The 19,092-nt window shown below is 54.5% G+C and carries 19 protein-coding genes; 8 read left to right on the forward strand and 11 right to left on the reverse strand.

The window, feature by feature from the left end:
• Positions 1-27 precede the first annotated feature (27 nt).
• The 3 genes from RAC60_RS19710 to tolC all read right to left on the reverse strand — a co-directional run bounded on the left by RAC60_RS19710 (position 28) and on the right by tolC (position 3,480).
• Positions 28-1,188: a glutathionylspermidine synthase family protein gene (locus RAC60_RS19710; protein WP_006118195.1), complete on the reverse strand. Its 1,161-nt coding sequence runs from the start codon at positions 1,186-1,188 to the stop codon at positions 28-30.
• Positions 1,189-1,196: 8 nt separating this feature from the next.
• Positions 1,197-1,865, reverse strand: a complete 669-nt coding sequence (locus RAC60_RS19715; RefSeq protein ID WP_058702275.1) for a DUF1190 family protein — start codon at positions 1,863-1,865, stop codon at positions 1,197-1,199.
• A 142-nt stretch (positions 1,866-2,007) separates the two neighbouring features.
• Positions 2,008-3,480 (reverse strand): outer membrane channel protein TolC, encoded by a 1,473-nt coding sequence (gene tolC, locus RAC60_RS19720; RefSeq protein WP_006118193.1) that lies wholly within the window; start codon positions 3,478-3,480, stop codon positions 2,008-2,010.
• 211 nt (positions 3,481-3,691) lie between these two features.
• Between tolC and nudF the strand changes: the two genes are divergently transcribed.
• The 5 genes from nudF to parE are packed head-to-tail and all read left to right on the forward strand — an operon-like array spanning position 3,692 to position 8,148.
• Positions 3,692-4,327, forward strand: a complete 636-nt coding sequence (nudF, locus tag RAC60_RS19725) for an ADP-ribose diphosphatase (RefSeq protein ID WP_033739821.1) — start codon at positions 3,692-3,694, stop codon at positions 4,325-4,327.
• Complete coding sequence (locus RAC60_RS19730; RefSeq protein WP_375094197.1) at positions 4,324-4,749, forward strand: DUF1249 family protein; 426 nt, start codon at positions 4,324-4,326, stop codon at positions 4,747-4,749. The genes nudF and RAC60_RS19730 overlap by 4 nt, the downstream gene beginning before the upstream one ends.
• A gap of 42 nt (positions 4,750-4,791) precedes the next feature.
• The gene (gene cpdA / locus RAC60_RS19735) at positions 4,792-5,619 is read left to right on the forward strand and encodes a 3',5'-cyclic-AMP phosphodiesterase (RefSeq protein ID WP_375094198.1); all 828 of its coding nucleotides are present in this window, start codon (positions 4,792-4,794) and stop codon (positions 5,617-5,619) included.
• A gap of 3 nt (positions 5,620-5,622) precedes the next feature.
• Positions 5,623-6,204: an esterase YqiA gene (gene yqiA, locus RAC60_RS19740; RefSeq protein WP_039342135.1), complete on the forward strand. Its 582-nt coding sequence runs from the start codon at positions 5,623-5,625 to the stop codon at positions 6,202-6,204.
• Between the two features lie 48 nt (positions 6,205-6,252).
• The gene (parE, locus tag RAC60_RS19745; protein ID WP_006118187.1) at positions 6,253-8,148 is read left to right on the forward strand and encodes a DNA topoisomerase IV subunit B; all 1,896 of its coding nucleotides are present in this window, start codon (positions 6,253-6,255) and stop codon (positions 8,146-8,148) included.
• Between the two features lie 65 nt (positions 8,149-8,213).
• Here parE and RAC60_RS19750 read toward each other — a convergent pair whose 3' ends face one another.
• Positions 8,214-8,522 (reverse strand): putative quinol monooxygenase, encoded by a 309-nt coding sequence (locus tag RAC60_RS19750; protein WP_033739815.1) that lies wholly within the window; start codon positions 8,520-8,522, stop codon positions 8,214-8,216.
• A 31-nt stretch (positions 8,523-8,553) separates the two neighbouring features.
• On the reverse strand, positions 8,554-9,135 hold the full coding sequence (locus tag RAC60_RS19755) for an NAD(P)H-dependent oxidoreductase (RefSeq protein ID WP_033739814.1): 582 nt from the start codon (positions 9,133-9,135) through the stop codon (positions 8,554-8,556).
• Positions 9,136-9,309: 174 nt separating this feature from the next.
• On the opposite strand from RAC60_RS19755, the gene RAC60_RS19760 reads away from it, so the two are divergent.
• Positions 9,310-10,059, forward strand: a complete 750-nt coding sequence (locus RAC60_RS19760; protein ID WP_006118186.1) for a transporter substrate-binding domain-containing protein — start codon at positions 9,310-9,312, stop codon at positions 10,057-10,059.
• A gap of 288 nt (positions 10,060-10,347) precedes the next feature.
• Here the strand turns inward: RAC60_RS19760 and RAC60_RS19765 are convergent, their stop codons facing one another.
• The 6 genes from RAC60_RS19765 to RAC60_RS19790 form a co-directional block, all read right to left on the reverse strand.
• Positions 10,348-11,208: a ketose-bisphosphate aldolase gene (locus RAC60_RS19765; protein WP_006118185.1), complete on the reverse strand. Its 861-nt coding sequence runs from the start codon at positions 11,206-11,208 to the stop codon at positions 10,348-10,350.
• Positions 11,209-11,294: 86 nt separating this feature from the next.
• Positions 11,295-12,146 (reverse strand): class II fructose-bisphosphate aldolase, encoded by an 852-nt coding sequence (locus RAC60_RS19770; RefSeq protein ID WP_033739812.1) that lies wholly within the window; start codon positions 12,144-12,146, stop codon positions 11,295-11,297.
• Positions 12,147-12,155: 9 nt separating this feature from the next.
• Complete coding sequence (locus tag RAC60_RS19775) at positions 12,156-13,247, reverse strand: PTS fructose transporter subunit IIC (protein WP_039342140.1); 1,092 nt, start codon at positions 13,245-13,247, stop codon at positions 12,156-12,158.
• 11 nt (positions 13,248-13,258) lie between these two features.
• The gene (locus RAC60_RS19780; RefSeq protein WP_006118182.1) at positions 13,259-13,573 is read right to left on the reverse strand and encodes a PTS fructose transporter subunit IIB; all 315 of its coding nucleotides are present in this window, start codon (positions 13,571-13,573) and stop codon (positions 13,259-13,261) included.
• A gap of 20 nt (positions 13,574-13,593) precedes the next feature.
• Positions 13,594-14,064, reverse strand: coding sequence for a PTS sugar transporter subunit IIA (locus RAC60_RS19785; RefSeq protein ID WP_033739808.1), 471 nt, complete (start codon positions 14,062-14,064; stop codon positions 13,594-13,596).
• A gap of 18 nt (positions 14,065-14,082) precedes the next feature.
• Positions 14,083-15,645, reverse strand: a complete 1,563-nt coding sequence (locus RAC60_RS19790) for a transcription antiterminator (protein ID WP_289367587.1) — start codon at positions 15,643-15,645, stop codon at positions 14,083-14,085.
• A gap of 392 nt (positions 15,646-16,037) precedes the next feature.
• Between RAC60_RS19790 and parC the strand changes: the two genes are divergently transcribed.
• Positions 16,038-18,302, forward strand: a complete 2,265-nt coding sequence (gene parC, locus RAC60_RS19795) for a DNA topoisomerase IV subunit A (protein ID WP_375094199.1) — start codon at positions 16,038-16,040, stop codon at positions 18,300-18,302.
• 45 nt (positions 18,303-18,347) lie between these two features.
• A complete protein-coding gene (locus RAC60_RS19800; RefSeq protein WP_039342149.1) occupies positions 18,348-19,085 on the forward strand; it encodes a 1-acylglycerol-3-phosphate O-acyltransferase in 738 nt (245 codons plus the stop codon).
• Positions 19,086-19,092: the final 7 nt, after the last annotated feature.

Consider the following 19,092-nt stretch of genomic DNA (forward strand, 5'->3'; position numbering starts at 1 on the left):
CCAGCGAACTGGCCTGGAGCTAAAAGGCTATTCAATAAAGGCGTGCGGATAGAAACGCGACAGATCCTGCGTGATCAACTCCCGATCTTCCCGCAGGCCAATCCCGGCCGGTTGATCGTCGATGAGCCAACTGCCAATCAGCGTATAACTGTCACCAAATTTTGGCAGCGGATGGAACTGCTGCACAATCATGCCTTCTTCGCCGTATGGACCATCCACCCGGGCGATCTCTTTGCCGTTTTCCACGATACGAATGTTAGCGCCTTCGCGGGAGAACAGCGGTTTGACCACATACTTGTCCATAGGCGGCACGTCGTCTTCAGCAAACCAGGCAGGCAGCAGGTTGGGATGATTGGGAAACATCTGCCACAGCATTGGCAATAACGCTTTGTTTGACAGAATGCTTTTCCAGGCGGGTTCAAGCCACCGCACGCCCGCATCCGCCAGCTTGGTCGAAAACATTTCGCGCAGCATAAATTCCCACGGGTAAAGCTTAAACAGATTACTGATCACCTGATCGTGCGGGTCAGTAAACTGGCCTTTCTCACCCAGTCCTATCTCATCAATATAGAGAAATTCGCTGGGTAAGCCGGCTTCCGTGGCGCAGTCCTGCAGGTATTGCACCGTGCCGCGATCTTCCTCGGTATCCCGGCAGCAGGCAAAGTGCAGCCAGTTAAAGCCGTGCTGCTGATGCAGCACCGTGAAGCGATCGATAAGCTTTTCCTGCAGGCTGTTAAACTGGTCGCTGCCAGGCGGCAACTGGCCCGCATTCAGCTGGTCTTCCAGCCACAGCCACTGGAAAAACGCCGCTTCATACAGCGAGGTCGGTGTATCGGCGTTGTTTTCCAGCAGTTTGGCATCGCCTCGGCCATCCCACGCCAGATCGAGACGGGAATAAAGTGAAGGCTGACGCTGATTCCACGAGTCACGCACAAAATCCCAGGTGTGTTTTGGAATACGGAACCGGGTAAGCAGGGCTTCACTGTTTACCACTTTTTCCACCACCTGCAGACACATCTGATGAAGTTCGGCGGTCACCTCCTCCAGATAGTCGATTTGCGCCAGGGTAAACTGATAGTAAGCATCTTCGCACCAGTAGGGCTCACCGTGCATGGTGTGAAAACGAAAACCAAACTCTGTGGCTTTTTCCCGCCAGCCCGGACGCTCAGAAATCGCGATACGTTGCATAAACGGTATTAGCCTCCCAGCGAACGACTGGAGGTGCCGGAAGCACTGCTGCGCTGCATCGCGTTTTGTTTCGCAACCGTTTCGCCAAAACCACCACGTGTGATGGTGGAGGTGGTGGTCGGTTTCTGCGCCAGGGCAGTTTTGGGCACGTTCATGGTTTTACCTGGGGTGGCATTACCGTAGTTACGGCCAGAGGCATCCACAAACTGACCGTTTGCCGGGCTGTTGGGGGTTTTCGGTGAGAACAACGGTTGCTGGGCAAAGCCCGCGCCACCGCCCATCATGCGCCCCATCATGTAGCCTGCCATTAACGGCATCCAGAAGCTGCCACTTTGCTGCGCTTCGGCATTCGTACTGCCTGTGCCCGCCTGTGCCGGTGCCTGCTGGCACTGGTTTTCACCAAATTCGGCGACACAGTCTTCACGTGTCGCATATTTTGGCGCGGTGCGTTCAGCTTCCTTTTTCGCGTTGTTAAACGCGGTGGTGCACTGCGCACTTTGTCCCGGATTGGCTTTTGAACAGTCGTCCGCGTTTTGATAAAGGGTGACGGTTTCGTCGTTTTGCTCACAACCTGCCAGCATAAATACCGCTGAAACAGCGATAGCAACAGGCGTTAAGTGTCTTGCTTGCCAGCTCTTACGAAAGGCGGCATAGCGGATCGTTTTAGTCCGTTTCATTATAAATATCCTGTGCCCAAAGGTAGTGCATAGAATAGGGGATGAGTGGTGAGAAATGAAGCTAACGGCCAGGCAGGACGGGGATCTTTACGTAGTTATACGTTTTGCAGAGAGGCGGGCCGCAAAGCAGCCCGCAACAGGCTTAGTGACTGAACGGATTACGGCTGCTCTTATGTGCGGCCTTATGTACGGGGGCCGGTGCTGGTGCCGTTTCGGAAGTGGAGATGTGATCTTCACCCAGCACCTGCTGTACATTTTGTGGCTGAACCGTTTCCGGCGAGGTTGAGATTTCTTTACCTAACTGACTGTTAAGCACACCCAAACTCTGCTCGTTCAGCGTGCCCAGAGCATAGCTGATATTCAACTGGTTAATCAGATAGCTGTAACGCGCATCCGACAACTGCTGCTTAGCGTTATAAAGCGTTGATGTCGCATTCAGCACGTCAACGATGGTACGGGTTCCCACCTGGTAACCGGCTTCCATCGCGTCTAATGAACTTTGCGCGGATACCACGGCTTGTTTGTAAGCGGCAATGCTACTTGCTGACGCATTGACGTTGTTGTAAGACGAGCGCACGGTCTGCACGGCTGAACGGTGCGCGGCTTCCAGCTGCTCACTGGCGCTGACAAAGTTGTATTGCGCCTGTTTCACCTGCGAGGTCACGCTGCCACCGCTGTAAAGCGGCAGGGTAAAGCTCAGGCCCACTTTGTTGTTGCCGGTGATGGAATCTGTCGAGCTGGCATTTTGCTCAGCACGGCTTCCGCCGTATTTGCTGTTGGACAGGCCAGTCGAGGCGGTCAGATCCAGCGTCGGTAAATGGCCCGCCTCCGCTGAACGGATTTGCTCACGGGCTAAGTCCTGGTTCAGACGGGCAGAAAGCAGGTTCAGGTTGCGGCTTTCAGCCTGCTTAAGCAGCGAGTTAACCGCTTCAGGTTTAGTGGTTTTGAAGCGATCAATATCCAGCGACGCCAGCGCCAGGTAATCCATACCGGTAATCTGACGCAGAGACTCCACTGCGTTGTCCAGGTCATTACGCGCGGTCACTTCATTCGCCAGGACACTGTCGTACTGCGCGCGGGCGTTCTGCACGTCGGTGATGGCGACCAGGCCCACGTTGAAGCGCTGGGTCGTTTGATCCAGTTCGCGATAAATCGACATCTTCTGCGCTTCGACGTAAGAAAGCGTATCAATGGCTTTCAGCACATTGAAGTAGGCCGTCGCGGTGTTCAGAATCAGATCCTGCTGGGCGACCTGGTAGGTCACATCCTGAATACCGGCTGCTTTTTCCTGCAGCGTCAGCGCACGCCATTTTGACATATCGAAAATGGTTTGCGTCAATTGCAGCGAGCCACTGGTTGTATTGGAGTGAATACCGCTACTATCACGGTAGCCGTTTGCGTAGGTATAGTCTGCACCCAAACCCAGTTGGGGTAATAAAGGACTGCGCGCTTCGTTAATTTTCTCGAACGCCGCATCACGCGTCGCCGCAGAGCTACGCAGATCAGGGTTGCTTAAACGCGCTTGCTGGTAAACCTGAAGCAGGTTTTCCGCCTGGCTGGCGAAGCTGAAACCGCCCAGGCTCAGCCCAATAAAAAATGGGAGCAGTTTTTTCATTTGCATTCCTTTTGTTGCAGCAAATCGCAGTGACTGTGCCGCCTGTAAGCCAAAAATTATCGCAGATTCTAGCAGAGGGCAACTGTGAGATAAGGTGGCTGAACGTGCCATATTTGTGTGTTTCAGGTAAATAACTCAGTAATAACCCTTTGGATGGCATCTGGGCTTGTGTTTTATCTGTGTTATCCCAATCTGCATAAGGAACTTAATGATGAAGGACAATAAAACATCACCTGTGACTTTCACAAAAAATGATGTAGAAATTATTGCACGAGAAACCGCGTACGAGGGGTTTTTTTCCATTGTGCGTTATCGCTTTCGTCATCGGTTGTTTAATGGCCAAATGAGCCGGGAAGTGACGCGTGAAGTTTTTGAGCGCGGTCATGCCGCTGTGCTGCTACCTTATGATCCCGTCCGTGATGAAGTGGTGCTGATTGAACAGATCCGCATCCCGGCTTTCGATTGCAGTCCCACGCCCTGGCTGCTGGAAATGGTGGCAGGCATTATTGAACCGGGTGAAACCCCGGAGCAGGTGGTACGCCGTGAGGCCGTCGAAGAAGCGGATCTGACGGTTGGCCGGGTCAAACCGGTGCTGAACTACCTGGCCAGCCCCGGCGGCACCAGCGAACGGTTATCGGTAATGGTCGGAGAAGTGGATGCCAGCCAGGCAAAAGGATGCCATGGTCTGGAGGAAGAGAATGAGGATATTCTTGTCCATGTGGTCAGTCGTGAACAGGCTTACCACTGGGTGGAACAGGGGATTATTGATAACGCGGCATCTGTCATCGCCTTGCAATGGCTGGCACTGCACCATAAAAAACTTCGAGAAGAGTGGACGCAAAAATGAAACAGCGCTATGTCCCTGATTTCCCCGAGATGATGAGGCTGTGCGAAACCAATTTCGCCCAGTTACGTCGTCTGCTACCACGTGATGACGCAGCAGGCGCATCGGTGATCTATCAGGTGAGTGGCGCCCGCTACCAGGTAACCGTTGAGGAATCAACGCGTTATACTACCCTGGTCGATATCCGTCAGACGGCCCCAGCCGTAAGTTACTGGAGCCTGCCGTCAATGTCTGTCAGGCTGTATCATGACGCGATGGTGGCTGAAGTGTGTTCGACACAGCAGATCTATCGGTTCAAAGCACGTTATGATTATCCGAATAAAAAAATGAATCAGCGTGATGAGAAGCATCAAATCAATCAGTTTCTTGCTGACTGGTTACGTTATTGCCTGACGCACGGCGCGATGGCAGTACCGGTTTGCTGATGCGTATAATGCACTGAATGGCGTAGAGACGAAGGAAACGCTTTGGATAGCCTGCTAACTCTTCCTGCGACAACAGAATCTGAGGTTCGGATTCTGCAAGTAACGGACATGCATTTGTTCGCAGGAAAACACGAATCCCTGCTGGGGGTGAATACCTGGGCCAGTTATGACGCGGTACTGGATGCGATCATCGCGCAGCAGCGTGATTATGATCTTATCGTTGCCACCGGCGATCTCTCTCAGGATCACTCAGTCGAAGCCTATCAGCATTTTGTTGAGGGCATTTCGCGCCTGCCTAAACCTTGCGTCTGGCTGCCGGGGAATCATGATTTTCAACCTGCGATGGTCGATACGCTGGCAGAGGCCGGCATTAACGCGCATAAGCATGTGCTGTTAGGCGATCACTGGCAGGTTGTTCTGCTGGACAGCCAGGTCTTCGGCGTGCCCCATGGCATGTTAAGTGACTACCAGCTTGAGTGGCTGAATACCACGCTTGCCCGTTATCCGCAGCGCCATACGCTGGTGCTGTTGCACCATCATCCTTTAGCGTCGGGCTGCACCTGGCTTGATCAACACAGCCTGCGCAATCCGCATCAGTTAGACGCCGTGTTGCAGCACTATCCGCTGGCAAAAACGCTGGTCTGCGGCCATATTCATCAGGAAATGGATGTACCCTGGCAGGGCCGCCGTGTGCTGGCAACGCCGTCGACCTGCGTGCAGTTCAAACCGCACTGTACCAGCTTTACCATCGATACCGTTGCGCCCGGCTGGCGCTGGTTTACGCTGCACAATGACGGTCAGCTTGAGACCGAAGTCAACCGACTCACCACACAGGCTTTTCGCCCCGATCTGGATGCTGAAGGATATTAACGGATGAAGGCGCTGCTTTATCTGCACGGCTTTAACAGCTCACCGCGTTCAGCAAAAGCGACGTTGTTTAAACAGTGGCTGAGCCAGCATCATCCCGATATCGAGATGATTGTGCCGCAGTTGCCCACGTTTCCTGCGGATGCGGCAGCTATGCTGGAAGATATTGTGCTCAGCCACAGCGGACGACAGCTGGGCCTCGTCGGTTCTTCGCTGGGCGGCTACTACGCCACCTGGCTGTCACAATGTTTTATGCTGCCGGCGGTGGTGGTCAATCCCGCCGTTCGGCCGTTTGAGTTGCTGGTGGATTTTTTGGGTGAAAATCAGAATCCCTACACCGGTCAGCAATATGTGTTAGAGTCTCGCCACATTTACGATCTGAAAGTGATGCAGATTGATCCGCTGGAAGCGCCTGATTTATTGTGGTTGCTGCAACAAACGGGCGATGAAGTGCTCGACTACCGCCAGGCACTCGACTATTACAGCGCGTGCCGTCATACGGTTGAAGAGGGCGGAAATCATGCATTTACTGGATTCGAGCGCCATTTCCCGCAAATTCTGGACTTTCTGGGCCTGAATCACGCTTGAGCAACGTGGAAATCGCAACCATTTTCTTCATCTAATCAGACAGTTACCATGAGTCAATCAAGCTATAATGCGGGTGACATTGAGGTCCTGACTGGCCTTGAGCCGGTTCGCCGTCGCCCGGGAATGTATACCGATACGACGCGCCCTAACCACCTGGGTCAGGAAGTCATTGATAACAGCGTCGATGAGGCACTGGCGGGCCATGCCAAACGGGTAGAGGTGATTTTGCATGCCGATCAGTCGCTGGAAGTCATCGACGACGGGCGCGGCATGCCGGTGGACATCCACCCGGAAGAAGGCGTTCCGGCTGTTGAACTCATTTTGTGCCGGCTGCACGCGGGCGGTAAATTTTCCAATAAAAACTACCAGTTTTCCGGTGGCCTGCACGGCGTCGGGATTTCGGTGGTTAATGCCCTGTCCAAACGCGTTGAAGTGAATGTGCGCCGTAACGGCGAGATCTACACTATCGCCTTTGAAAATGGTGAAAAGGTGCAGGATCTGACCGTCACCGGCACGGTTGCCAAACGCAACACCGGCACCAGCGTCCATTTCTGGCCGGACGAACACTTCTTTGACAGCCCGCGTTTCTCGGTTTCCCGCTTATCTCACCTGCTGAAAGCGAAAGCCGTGTTGTGTCCGGGTGTCGAAATCGTCTTTAAAGACAAGCTCAACAATACCGAGCAGCGCTGGTGTTACGAAGATGGCCTGACAGATTATCTGTGTGAAGCCGTAAACGGCCTGCCGACGCTGCCGGAAAAACCGTTTGTGGGTGCCTTTGCAGGCGATATCGAAGCGGTGGACTGGGCGTTACTGTGGCTGCCGGAAGGCGGTGAGCTGTTGACCGAAAGCTATGTGAACCTGATCCCGACCATGCAGGGTGGGACACACGTTAATGGTCTGCGCCAGGGCCTGCTGGACGCCATGCGTGAGTTTTGCGAATACCGCAATATCCTGCCGCGTGGCGTGAAGCTGTCCGCCGAGGATATCTGGGATCGCTGTGCCTATGTGCTGTCGGTGAAAATGCAGGATCCGCAGTTTGCCGGTCAAACCAAAGAGCGCTTATCTTCACGCCAGTGCGCCGCCTTCGTGTCAGCCGTGGTCAAAGATGCCTTCAGCCTGTGGCTGAACCAGAACGTGCAGGCGGCAGAACAGCTGGCAGAGCTGGCGATTTCCAGCGCCCAGCGCCGGATGCGCGCGGCGAAGAAGGTCGTGCGTAAAAAGCTGACCAGCGGCCCGGCGTTGCCCGGAAAACTGGCAGACTGTACAGCACAGGATCTGAATAAAACCGAACTGTTCCTGGTGGAAGGGGATTCGGCGGGCGGTTCAGCCAAGCAGGCACGCGACCGCGAATACCAGGCGATCATGCCGCTTAAAGGCAAGATCCTGAACACCTGGGAAGTCTCGTCGGATGAAGTGCTGGCCTCACAAGAGGTGCACGATATCTCTGTGGCGATCGGTATCGATCCCGACAGCGAAGATCTGACGCAGCTGCGCTACGGTAAGATCTGTATTCTCGCCGATGCCGACTCAGATGGGCTGCACATTGCCACGCTGCTCTGCGCGCTGTTCGTGAAGCACTTCCGCACGCTGGTGAAAAACGGCCACGTTTATGTAGCGATGCCGCCGCTTTATCGTATCGATCTGGGCAAAGAAGTGTATTACGCGCTGGATGAAGACGAGAAAGAGGGCGTACTGGAGCAGTTAAAGCGTAAGAAGGGCAAACCGAACGTTCAGCGCTTTAAAGGGCTGGGTGAAATGAACCCGCTTCAGTTACGTGAAACCACGCTCGATCCGAATACCCGCCGTCTGGTTCAGCTTACCGTCAGTGACGACGATATTGAGCAGACGCTGCGGACGATGGACATGCTGCTGGCGAAGAAGCGTTCTGAAGATCGCCGCAACTGGTTACAGGAAAAAGGCGACAAGGCCGATATCGAAGTCTGAGTCGGTTACCCGCTGCAAAAAGCCCCGGCCTGTACCGGGGCTTTTTCGTGTCAGCGTTGCAGAAATTACTGGCCGGGTTCCAGCACCAGAATTTTTACGTCTGTCACGTATTCTTTAATGGCAGCGCGATGGGCTTCCATATGCGGCATTTGCTGATGCTGGTCGAGATGACGCAGGGTTTCCCACTGCTCCAGCATGAAAATCGAATCGGGTGAGTTGTGTTTCCACGGCACCTGCGCCTGATGATCGACCAGCGCGCTGTACTGATGGCAGCCTTCTTCTTCCAGCACGGTGGGAATCACCTGATGAAACGCCTCCAGTACTTTCTGACGGTAGCCTGGCTTCACACAAATTTCAGCAACGACGGTTAACATTCACGTTTCCTCTTTCGGGGGGAAAGTCTATTTAAGCAAAAATTTCGCTGAGATGCGCCCGATAACGAGCAATATCCCGCGGCACATCAGGCTGCTTGATCACGTCGTTACAGATGAACGTCGGTAAGGCTTCCATTCCAAGGAACTGATTAGCCTTGTGAAAATGCAGGTACAGGCCATCCACGCCGACGCCTTCGAAGAATTGCTCAGGATCGGTAAAGGCTTCCAGCGGAGCGTTCCACGTCAGGGAAAGCATATATTTTTTGCCCTGAAGCAGGCCGCCAGAACCGTATTTCTTCTCGCTGTCTGAACGTGTGCGACCATCACTGGCATACAGCTTGCCGTGGCCTTCCGTAAAGACTTCGTCAATATAACGTTTCACGGTCCAGGGTTCGCCCATCCACCAGCCTGGCATCTGATAAATCACGACATCGCTGTCGAGATATTTTTGGATCTCATCTGCCACAACATAGTCACTGTCGGCGACGGTAACGGTCACCTCATGACCCAGATCGCGCAACTGGCTGGCGGCCACGTCGGTCAGGGTATGATTCAGTTCACCTTTAGAATGGGCGAAAGTTTTACCACCATCGATAATTAAAATGTTGCTCATTAAGCGTGTCTCCCGTATGCGTTTATAGGGAGTAGCTTAGGCCGCGACGCGCGGGAGAAAAATGCGAGAATGATCACAACACTTTTGCGATTAGCGCAATAACCCGTAAGGTTATGTCACCATAACGGCGCAAACTCACCTCCGAAAAAAAGAATGATGAAGAAAACACTCATAATGACTTTACTGCTGGTGGCTGGCGGTGCTCAGGCCCAGTCACGTCTGGACAGCGTGCTCAACACCAAAACCCTGAAAGTCTGTACGACCGGGGACTACAAGCCCTACAGCTTTCTGAAACCCGATGGCCATTATGAAGGGCTGGATATCAGCATGGCGGAGTCGCTGGCGGCGTCACTGGGAGCGAAAGTGCAATGGGTACCTACCACCTGGAAAACCCTGATGCAGGACTTTTTAGCGAAACAGTGTGATATCGCACTGGGTGGCGTATCGGTTACGCTGAAGCGCCAGCAAACCGCCTGGTTTGCTCAGCCGCTTGGCGTGGACGGCAAAATTCCGCTGGTGCGCTGCGCGGATAAAACGAAGTATCAGACGGTTGACCAGTTAAATAAACCCGGCGTCCGGTTAATCGAACCCGCGGGCGGGACGAACGAAGCCTTTGTGCACAGTTATCTTCCTCAGGCGGCGTTAACGCTGTTTCACGATAACGTCACCATTTTCCAGCAGTTAGTGGATAACAAAGCCGATGTGATGATTACCGATGCCTCAGAGGCGCTGTATCAGCAAAAACGCTTCCCTTCCCTGTGCGCACTCAACCCGGATAAACCGCTTCAGTATGGCGAGAAGGCCTATATGCTTCCGCGTGATGATATGAGCTGGAAACAGTATGTCGACCAGTGGCTACACCTGAGCACGGCCACGGGAGAATATGCGAAGATTGCGCAGCAGTGGATGGGCGTGATGAAGTAATCATGTTTTGTGCGCTCAGTTTTTTTCGCAGCGGTGCACACGCCATCCGACAGGGTTTCTGAGCGGGCGTCCTCACGCCGCTGTCGCGGTTGCCTTCACGTCGCGCTTCAGCCTGATGGACCGACGGAGACGATACAGCCTGTACCGGCTCCGTCTTTTGCCCGCGTCCTGCGGGCAAATCCTGGCTTTATCGTTCTGTTCAGCGCTGCGGATTGCCTGCTCCGACTTTCTGTCAGATGGCTTTGAAATGCCACGGTGCGGTTATCTGAATCAAAAAAGCGAAGATGCTCAATACAACGACGCTTTACCCAGCCCACCAAACAAATTCATCTTGTAGCGAATGACCGCTTTTGCCGCCTCAATCGCTTCAGGATAAATTACGTTCGGATCCCACCAGGTTTCACGGGTTAACACTTCACGCACTTTCTGGAAATAGGCATATTTCATGTCGCTGGAGATGTTGATTTTACCCACGCCCAGCGTCACCGCCTCGGCCACTTCGGCATCGGGATTCGCCGAGCCGCCATGCAGCACCAGTGGAATGGAAACGCGCTGTGAAATGTCGCGCAGGATATGCATTTGCAATTCCGGTTTCATATCTTTGGGATAGATACCATGCGCGGTGCCGATGGCGACCGCTAAGGTATCCACGCCGGTTCGCTGCACAAAGTCTTCGGCCTGAGCCGGGTCGGTGTAGATCACTTTGCTCACGCCGCCTTCCACGGTCGTCCCGGTATCGCCAATCGTCCCCAGTTCGCCCTCAACCGACACGCCCACCGCATGGGCCAGCTTCACCACCTCTTTCGTCAGCGCCACGTTTTCTTCGTAAGGCAGCAGGGAACCGTCAATCATCACCGACGTGAAACCGCACTGAATAGCGCGCAGCACATGGGCCACCGATGCACCGTGATCCAGGTGCAGCGTAAACGGCACGCTGCTTTTCAGTGTGCGCTCCCGCACATAGCCAAAAAATGCATCGGTGACGAATTCCAGTTCACTGGGATGAATCGAGATAATGGCCGGGGTTTGAGTGGCTTCGGCTTCTTCCACGACCGCGCGGATAAAACAGCTGTCAGCGACATTGAAGGCGCCAATCGCAAAGCGATGTTGACGGGTGGGTCTTAACATCTCTTTCATAGAAATCAACATGTTAAATCTTCCTCAGCTTGTTTTATGACAAAGGGTTGCCCTGCGCTGACGTTCAGAGACGCGCACCGGGTTACAGCAGAAAGCCCTCAGGCCTGACGGGCGGAGCCAGACCAGCTCAGATAGTCACTGACGACTTCACAACAGGCGGACTCCATCAGGGCGAGTAAGTCCGGCAGTTCGGTGGTGGGAGGGTGTTTAAGCGCCTGGTGCAGCGCCTGTTTACCGGCTTCAAATACCGCCGCGCCAACGTTAATCTTGGCGACGCCGTGCTGACTGACGCGCCGAATATCGTCCGCTGGCGTGCCACTGCCGCCGTGAAGCGCCAGCGGGCGCGATGAGGCCGCGTGCAGGTCTGCCAGACGCTGGAAATCGATTGTCGGCTGCACCCCAGCGGGATAAAGCCCATGCGCGGTGCCAACCGAAACCGCGAGCAGATCGATATGGGTCTGCTCAAGAAACGGCAGGACATCCGCCACCTGGGTCATTTTGACCGCCGCGTCGGCCAGCGCGTAGGTGGGCGCATCGGCGATATGGCCCAGTTCACCTTCGACGCAAACCCCGGCGGTGTGGGCCATGTCGACCACGCGGGCCGTCTGACGAATGTTTTCGGCCAGCGGCTCCGCCGAAGCATCGATCATCAGCCCGGTAAAGCCTGCGCGAAAGGCCTGGCCAATCAGCGGAAAGGCCTTGCCATGATCGAGCGCCAGCGCGATTGGTACGCTGGCCTCTGCCGCCAGCGCCTGCACCAGCGGCACCGCGATGGCTGGCGGAAAATGACGGCTATGGCCTTGATACACATTCAGTATCAGGGGCGCACGCTGCTGCTCCGCCGCCTTAACCGCCGCCCGGGCACTTTCCAGGTTGAAGCAGTTGATGGCCAGAACGGCATATTTTTTCTGCGCAGCCTGGCTTATCAGGTCGTTCATTGCCGCGTACATACTCACTCCTTATTCCAGTGTGAATTTAATGTCGTCGTCGCGAACGGTGTGATCTTCCACGTCGTCAAATTCTTCGTCGGCTTCAGTGACGGGCTTTTTCAGCAGCGAAAGCATGACGCCACAGATCGTGGTGCCGATACCGAGCGCCAGGCAGAACAACCCGGGTTTGGTGAACAGCGGTACGACAAACATGCCGCCGTGAGGCACTGGCGCTTCCACGCCCCAGACCATGATCAGGCCACCAGCAACGGCTGAGGCAACCACACAACTCCCGACGACCCGGAACAGATCGCGTGCGGCAATGGGGATCACACCTTCGGTGATCATGCAGATCCCCATCGGGAAGGCCGCTTTCAGAGCTTCTTTTTCCGCGCGGGTGTACTTATGGCGCGTGAGCAGCCAGGAGAGCGTGATGCCAAAGGGCGGGATCATCGAACCGGCAAATTTGACCGCTTCCGGCCCGTAAATGCCGTCCACCAGCATGCCATCCGCAAACAGCGACATGGTTTTATTGACCGGTCCGCCGAAGTCAAAGGTCGCCATCGCCCCCAGAATCGCCCCCATGATGAACTTAGAGCCACCCTGCATTGATTCCAGCAGGGCGATCAGCGCCTTTTGCAGCCAGACAATGGGCTGACCGATAAACGTCATCATGAGCAGCCCGGCAATGATGGTGCTCAGTACGGGCAAGACCATGATCGGCATCAGCCCCTGCATCGACTGTGGCAACCGAATACTGCGCCGCAGCAAAATCACCGTGTAACCCACCAGGAAGCCACCCAGGATGCCGCCAATAAAGCCGGTGCCAATCTGTCCGCAGATAAACCCGACGATCAAACCCGGCGCGAAGCCCGGCCTGTCGGCAATCGAGTAAGCGATAGCCGCACTGATCAACGGGACGATTAAGCCCATGCCCCAGCCACCGATCTGGTTCAGCATCCAGGCGATCGTACCGGGATGTTTACCCACATCGGGCCCGCCAATCACCTGACCCAGCGCAATGCAGATCCCGGCGGCGACAATCAGCGGGATCATCCAGGAGATCCCGGTTAACAGATGGCCTTTGATCGCTGGCCCGTACTGGCTTTTGTTAGCGTTCATTGTGGATCTCCTCAGGCACGCGCCAGTGAATCCGCCACTTTTTCCAGAAACTTGATGGGCGACTTGATCACCACTTCGGTTTTCACCCGCACGATCGGTTTGCCCCGAAAACGTTCCTCGCCGGTGATCTTCACGTCCACCGCCAGGATCACCACGTCGGCTGCCGCTATCGTTTCGGCATCCAGGGCGTTTTCTGTCCCGATGGTGCCCTGCGTTTCCACATGGATGGTGTGGCCAAGGGCGTGAGCGCCTTTGATCATTTTTTCACGCGCAATGTAGGTATGCGCGATGCCCGCCGTACAGGCGGCAACACAGACAATGTTCATGATTACCTCGGACTCCAGGGTTAACAGAGGTCGGTTTCGGCGTACTGACTAAACAGCCGAATGATTTCGCTGGGATCGTTTTCCACCAGCAGCTGCGCAATCACCTCATCATCGGCCAGCGCACTGGCCACCTGTGACAGCAGGCGAATATGGGTCGTGTTTTGATCTTCCAGCCGCACGGCAAACAGGATGATGCAGCGCACCTTGCTGCCATCCAGCGTCTCCCAGGGGATATCCTGCTGGCTGCGCCCGATGGCCAGCGTGGTTTGCTTAACGGCGGAGGACTTACCGTGAGGAATGGCGATATGATTCTCAAACCCGGTCGATCCCTCCGCCTCGCGTAGCCAGACATCACGGATAAAGGCCTCTTTATCGCTAATGGCACCGTCACTGAACAGCAACTCCGTCAGTTCGATAATGGCCGCTTCTTTGCTGCTGGCCTGCAGATTGAGATTGACGCGGCGTGGCGTGAGAATGCGAGAAATATCCATTAATCAGACCTCATTCAGTTAATGTTCTGCCAGTGCGCGCGTTGCGGCCTGTGGCAGTTGGCGACCAATCATGGCGTCCGTCACCCGGCGAATATCGTCGTCGTTAAAAAACGCAGTAACATACACGGTGGGCAAGGTGCTGATATCGAGATGAATGGTGGAGATGACCAGATCCACGGGCTCCTGCTGACAAAAGTCGTCCAGCGTGCTGGCCGAAATAACGCCCACGATAATCCAGTCCGGAAAGGCGCGCAGGATGCGACTTTTCAGCAAATGCGACGTGCCGACGCCGCTGGAACACACCAGCAAAATACGTTTATGGGCGATTTGCCGTTCAAGCGCGGCCTGAAAATGCACGCACAGATAACCGATCTCATCGTCAGCGATTGGCCCATAATGAAACCGCTCGGCCGTTACCTGCATGGCGCGTTGGGTCAGCGTGAAAATATCCTGTAATTCCGCTTTTATGTCATCGAGTAAGGGATTGCGAATCGTAATATGATATTTAAGCCGGTTAAGTAGCGGCTTAATATGGAATAGCAAACCTTCAAATAATAAAGAATCGGTCGACAGATCCTTTTGAATGAATGCGGAAAAGCAATGAATTAATTCGAGCGTAATATTGCGCGATGCTGCATTTGAAAAAGGAGAGTGCGATAGCATGTGGCTGCCGCGTTCTTCGACTACAATGCCCGATGAAATAATATATTGATAAATAAATCCCACTTCATCCGCGGGCGCGGATTGCCCCAGCCGCTGTTCAATCTGTACTACCATCTGGCGGGCAATCTTCAGAATGCGGTTGTCCATTTCTGACGCGCTCAGAGCCAGCGGCAGGGACAAGGCTTTGCCCTGCGCCATACGGTGAATCATGATCAGAATATGGGTGGACAGATTGAGGTAATACGCATCGCTCAAAGGATAGCCAAGCTGCTGCTCCATTTGCTGCAGTAAGCGCTGCACAAAGGCCACGTCCTCTTCGCCGAAATAGTGGATCAGCGCCTGATAACTGCCGGGGTCGAGCCGCGGCAGGGCCATACTGCTGCCCGTGTTATGCTGCATAACGTCGTTAATCAGCAAAACCATGGCCTGGCGCAGTGCCTGTTCGCTGCCTGCCACATGCGTGCCGCTCTGGCTACGGACCAGCTCCAGCGCCAGCGGCTGCAACCACTCTTCAATCACCTTGAGGTCATTAACAATCGAAGCGTGACTGATGAAATAACGTTCAGATAACTTACTGATCGAGGTTTCACGTGGCGCGTCTCGTAGCAGCTGGGACAGGATTTTTACCCGCCGCGCATTGTTGCTTAAGCCTGCAGACCAGTTATCGTCGCTGGCAACATGCTGCTGCAAGCGCAGCCGCTGTTCATGATCGTGTGTTTCCAGCGCCACACAGCGGCCAGGCAGCTTCACCAGTTGCGCCTGCCAGCCATGCAGCCAGGGTTCCAGACTTTGTAAATCGCGATAAATACTTTTTTCAGAAACGGTTAACTGTTGGGCTAATTGCGCTAACGCCAGCGGCGTGCCCGCCTGTAACAGTAATTTCAGTAATCGGTGTTGTCGTGAAGTCAGATTTTGCATTCAGTCACCTGTCTATTATTTCGTTAGCGGTGCTTAAGTGGCAATTCGTTAAATCCAACCAGGGCATAAAATAAAACCGGTATATGTCGCTGAAATTGAATTTAGGTGGTGAAAGAAAAAGCAACAATACTAAATGTTGTCCCGGGAACGGGACAGGATTAATACGCTATAAATAAGCTGATAATTAATTGCGAGGAAGGTCACAAACTATTAAAAATAAGCGCACGGGGATTTTTACCGGTGTGGTTTTTTCGGCGACCGGAAAACAGGGAAAAAAGAGTGACCAGCCCGCTCCAGGACTGTGACTAATACCCACGAATAAGGTACTATCCTCGCCAAACAACCGCCGGGTGATCCGCCGTTGCGGGTCACGATGTGAGGATGAGGACTTAATGAGCGAATTGACGCAGGATGGTGCAGAGCGTCTTGCCCTGCATACGTTTACTGAGAATGCGTACTTAAACTACTCCATGTACGTCATCATGGACCGTGCGTTGCCTTACATTGGCGACGGCCTGAAACCCGTCCAGCGCCGCATTGTATATGCCATGTCGGAGCTGGGGCTTAACGCCACCGCCAAATTTAAAAAATCGGCCCGTACCGTGGGTGACGTGCTGGGTAAATACCATCCTCATGGTGACAGCGCCTGTTACGAAGCCATGGTGTTGATGGCACAGCCGTTCTCCTACCGTTATCCGCTGGTCGATGGCCAGGGAAACTGGGGGGCACCTGACGATCCTAAATCTTTCGCCGCCATGCGTTATACCGAGTCTCGCCTGTCGAAGTATGCCGAAGTGCTGCTGGGTGAGCTGGGGCAGGGCACGGCAGACTGGGTGCCAAACTTTGACGGCACGATGCAGGAGCCGAAGATGTTGCCGGCGCGCCTGCCAAACATTCTGCTGAACGGCACCACGGGGATCGCGGTGGGCATGGCAACCGATATTCCGCCGCATAACCTGCGCGAAGTGGCGCAGGCCGCTATCGCCCTGATTGACGATCCGAAAACCAGCCTGGATGCGCTGCTGGAGATTGTGCAAGGGCCGGATTTCCCGACCGAAGCCGAAATCATTACGCCACGCGACGAGATTCGTAAAATCTATCAGAACGGGCGCGGCTCGATTCGCCAGCGTGCGGTGTGGAAAAAAGAGGACGGCGAGGTGGTGATCACCGCGCTGCCGCACCAGGTGTCCGGTGCCCGGGTACTGGAGCAGATTGCCAGCCAGATGCGCAATAAAAAGCTGCCAATGGTCGAGGATTTACGTGATGAGTCCGATCACGAAAACCCGACTCGCCTGGTGATTGTGCCCCGGTCAAACCGTGTCGATCTGGATCAGGTTATGAACCACCTGTTCGCCACGACCGATCTGGAAAAAAGCTACCGTATCAATCTGAATATGATCGGACTGGATAACCGTCCGGCCGTGAAAAACCTGCTGGAAATCCTGTCTGAATGGCTGGTGTTCCGTCGCGATACTGTTCGTCGCCGTCTGAATCATCGTTTAGAACGCGTGCTGCGCCGTCTGCATATCCTGGACGGTTTGCTGGTGGCCTTCCTTAATATTGATGAAGTCATTCACATCATCCGTACCGAGGACGAACCAAAGCCAGTGCTGATGTCGCGCTTTGAGATCAGTGAAACCCAGGCCGAAGCGATTCTTGAACTCAAGCTGCGCCATTTGGCGAAGCTGGAAGAGATGAAGATTCGCGGTGAGCAAAGCGAACTGGAAAAAGAGCGCGATCAGCTGCAGGCGACGCTGGCCTCTGAACGCAAAATGAATACGCTGCTGAAAAAAGAGCTGCAGGCAGACAGCAACAGTTTTGGTGATGATCGCCGTTCGCCTCTGCGTGAACGTGAGGAAGCCAAAGCGCTCAGCGAAACCGAGCTGGTTCCGTCTGAGCCGGTTACGATTGTTCTGTCGCAGATGGGCTGGGTGCGCAGCGCCAAAGGACATGATATTGACCCGGCGGGCCTGAGCTATAAAGCCGGTGACAGCTTCCTGGCGGCGGCACGCGGCAAGAGTAATCAGCCTGTGGCCTTTATCGATTCCACTGGCCGCAGCTATACGCTGGATCCCACCTCGCTGCCGTCGGCACGCGGGCAGGGCGAGCCACTGACCGGTAAACTGACGCCACCACCGGGTGCGGTTGTTGAACAGGTATTGATGGAGCCGGAAGAGCAGCGCCTGCTAATGGCTTCGGATGCCGGATATGGCTTTATCTGCACCTTCAACGATCTGATTTCGCGCAACCGTGCGGGCAAAGCGCTGCTGACCCTGCCGGAGAATGCGCGCGTCATGACGCCGATGGCTGTGCATCATGAAGACGACATGCTGTTAGCGATCACCCAGGCGGGCAGGATGTTGATGTTCCCGGTCGGCGAATTGCCGCAAATGTCGAAAGGCAAGGGCAACAAGATTATCTCGATTCCGTCGGCAGATGCCGCGGCGGGCACGGATAAACTGGCCTGGCTCATGATTCTGCCACCAGGCAGCGCGATTACGCTGCACGTCGGTAAACGCAAGCTGTTGCTGCGCAGTGAAGAGTTGCAGAAATTCCGTGCCGATCGGGGTCGCCGTGGCACGCTGTTACCGCGCGGTCTGCAAAAAATTGATCGGGTCGAACTGGATGCCCCGGCACGTCCTGACAGCGACGCGTAATTCATCCGGCTGGTTCATCGCCAGCCGTGTTACATTGAGGAAGCTATGTTACTGATATTACGCACGATTATTGTGGTAATTTATTCGATTCTGGTCTGTGTATTTGGCTGCATCTGGTGTCTGTTCTCGCCGCGCAATCCGCGTCACGTCGCCACCTTTGGTCATCTGTTTGGCAAATTATCGACGCTGTTCGGTCTGAAGGTTGAACTTCGTCGCCCAGAGGGCGCGGATAATTACGGTAATGCGATTTATATCGCTAATCACCAGAACAACTACGATATGGTGACGGCCGCTAAAATTGTGCAGCCCACCACCGTGACCGTGGGGAAAAAAAGCCTGCTGTGGATACCGTTCTTTGGTCAGCTTTACTGGCTGACCGGTAATCTGCTGATTGACCGTGACAACCGGGCCAAAGCACACGGCACCATTGGCGAGCTGGTCGAGCAGTTCAATAAAAAACGGATTTCGTTCTGGATGTTTCCTGAAGGTACGCGCAGTCGCGGGCGGGGATTATTACCATTTAAAACCGGTGCGTTTCACGCTGCGGTCGCGGCCGGCGTCCCGATCATCCCGATTGTGGTGTCCAATACGCACAATAAAATTAATCTCAACCGCCTGAAAAACGGTCTGGTGATTGTGGAAATGCTGCCGCCGGTAGACGTCAAACAATTTGAGTCGTCGTCTGTGCGCAAACTGGCTACCCACTGTCGTGAACTGATGGCCGCGAAGCTGGAAGAGCTTAACGCCGAAGTCGAAGAACGCGAAAAAAACGGTAAAATCTAACCGACAA

The organism is Pantoea sp. BR_17, from assembly GCF_041955125.1.
Lineage (GTDB): Bacteria > Pseudomonadota > Gammaproteobacteria > Enterobacterales > Enterobacteriaceae > Pantoea > Pantoea stewartii.